This window comes from Bacillus sp. FSL R9-9834 (assembly GCF_038006905.1).
GTDB classification, from domain to species: Bacteria; Bacillota; Bacilli; order Bacillales; family Bacillaceae_G; genus Bacillus_A; species Bacillus_A pacificus.
Window position 1 is genome coordinate 1 of the sequence record NZ_JBBOWD010000006.1, and the last position, 2,595, is coordinate 2,595.

The window sequence follows — 2,595 nt, forward strand, 5'->3', positions numbered from 1 at the left end:
ACAATTAAAAAGACTTTTCCTTCATCCATATCTTCTTCATATTCATGGGCATCTGCATCAGCAACTCCCAGTTCACGGAGTTTTTCTCTTAACTCATCACCTGGTTTTTCAAAATCTCCTCCGATATCCTGCTTATTGTAATCAATACCGGATGCTTCCGTATTATTTACAATGCGTGCAGTGCGATCATCATCGTGAGAGAGGATGAAAATATTATTGGAGCTGATGTTATTATCCTTTAGCTTGTTCACATCTTTTTCTAACATTTCATCGTTTGTATAAGATTTTACGAATGTCATATCTTAACTACCTCCTATAAAATGCTACATTAGATGTCTTCCCGACTCACATAAAACTAATCATTTTTTTTGAAAAAAATTTAAAGCCTACATCATTTCTAGTGACATTTTCCGCTTCAGCAAAGGTTTTTAATCAGCTGCAATGCTCTTGAAATACTTTTTACTATGTTATTTAAAAACTTGCCTCTCTGCCCTTCAACTGAATGTTTAGTCGCTCCCATTGACTATCACATTGCGTTCACTGTTTCAATTAAAATATGATTTACCTAAAATAATTAATAAATATTCAAAAAATAAACACTATACAATCAATTACGCCTCCCTCTATATACTTAAAATATCTCCGAAATGCTCTTGTTTTCTTAGAATTTCTTAAACATCCAATTTGGGGTTGGATAGTGGGGGTGGAGCGTTTGTCAGAATACAGAATATTCTAATGCACTCCTAGCCATCCTAACGACCAAACAGGTAGTATTTGGTAAAAAATGGTGTAACCATGCTTGGTAACTCCACACTTCTTATGGTCGCTCACCCTCCCATGTATCACGGGATTGGTATCCATACATTCCCTCGTCCTGCGTATCCACAAGGTGGAGGTCGGAATAAGCTCCTATGCTGGGTCTAGCCCGAATGGAAAAAATAAGCTCCGACTCCGCATTATTGGTGTTTGTGTATTCTAAGTTCCCAAGGTCATTTGTTGCTATTTCTTTCTTCTACAGCTTAAGCTGCCTGTAAAGTTTCTATCTGAGGTAAACCTTTCAATAACTTGCTTCCATCAAATTCACACTGTTTTTGACCAATGACAAACAAGGCACGTAATAATTTCCCACACAACGCAATCAATGATTGTTGTTTCTTTAATGGATTTTCCGGGCGGGTCGTGTAATACCTATGCAAGGTTTGAAACGTCGGATTATTCGCTACGAGCGGTCGTATCGCTAAATAAATCGCCTTTCGCAGTTTCTTCCGTCCGCGTTTCGTTATTTTCGTTTCCCCTTTGAATTTCCCGGAACTGTGCTCCCGCAACGATAAGCCGGCCAGATTCACGAGTTGTTGCGGATGATGATAATTTGATATATCTCCTACTTCCGCGAAAAAGGTAGCTACGGTTGTTACTCCCAGTCCTTTGATAGCCAGCATTTCTTTTGCTCCTGGTATCTCTCCTAAGAGCGCCTCTATTTCCAAATCCAGCTCTTTCAATTGTTCTGCATACAGCTCATATTGGTCTAATAAGCTGTGTAGCTCTTGTCTGGCAAAGCGTAAGCCGATTTCTATGCCAACACTCTTCTTCGCTTTGTCTACCAGTTTGGTTGCTCGTTTGATACCAACACCACGTTTAACGACCGTTTGCCATTCCTCCAGTACGTCTTCTGGCGTTTTATCACGAATATCAGATGGAAATGGAAATGCCCGTAACGTATATAATGCGGCCTTTCCATTCCATTGTTTAAATACATCCTGAAACTCTGGAAAATAGCGCTGCATGTTATTTTGTATACGTCCTTCCGTAACTGTCTGCTGTTTGATGAGTTGATCTCGTAGTTTCATGGCTTCTCTTAACTCGGCATAGATGCCGTCGAGAAGGTTTGGTATAGAGTATCTCCCATCCTTCACCAGCTGGGCAATCACGCGCGCATCTTTGGTATCATTTTTCGTTGGCGAGTTATCATCCAGTTCTTTTGCTTTCTTGACATGCATCGGATTAACCAATACAAAATCCGTATCCTTGCTGATCAGATAATAACCTAAACTCATCCAATAGTGACCTGTTGGCTCAGCTCCTATGATGACATGGTTTTTATCGTGTTCTTTCTGGAGCTTTGAAATCCATTCCAGTAGGATTTCAAAGCCTTCTATTCGGTTTTCAAAGATCAATCTTTTCCCAAATTCATAGCCTCTGTCGTCCTGTGCTCGTGCCACATGTTTGTCTTTGGCAATGTCTATTCCCACTACAAGTGTAGATGGTGTGATTTGCGATATTTTGTGATTTTGATTATAATTCATGGATGAGTCCTCCTTGGTATTTTTTAATTTCGGGGTCATTGCAATGACACCCTGTACTATACCAAGAGGGCTCTTTTTTGTTCAAACCTCAAATTTCTTCATTACAGGAATGCTCCTATATAATTATAAAATATACGCTTTGGGGAACGGAGAATGAAGAAAGATTATCAGCAGGCACATAAATGAAATGCTTACTTTTGATTAAAATCTGGTTGAAGTGATTATATTATTCTTCCATACCTATCCATATCAAATAACTCTCTTGATTCGCCGAATCGAAAGAATCATGGTC

2 protein-coding genes are annotated in these 2,595 nt (G+C 39.3%); both read right to left on the reverse strand.

Translation table 11 applies throughout. The features are described from left to right. A partial coding sequence (locus MKY00_RS30135; protein WP_341035584.1) for a general stress protein occupies positions 1-299 on the reverse strand: 299 nt, incomplete at its 3' end. A gap of 720 nt (positions 300-1,019) precedes the next feature. Next, the gene (locus MKY00_RS30140; protein WP_341035585.1) at positions 1,020-2,303 is read right to left on the reverse strand and encodes an IS110 family transposase; all 1,284 of its coding nucleotides are present in this window, start codon (positions 2,301-2,303) and stop codon (positions 1,020-1,022) included. Positions 2,304-2,595 lie beyond the last annotated feature (292 nt).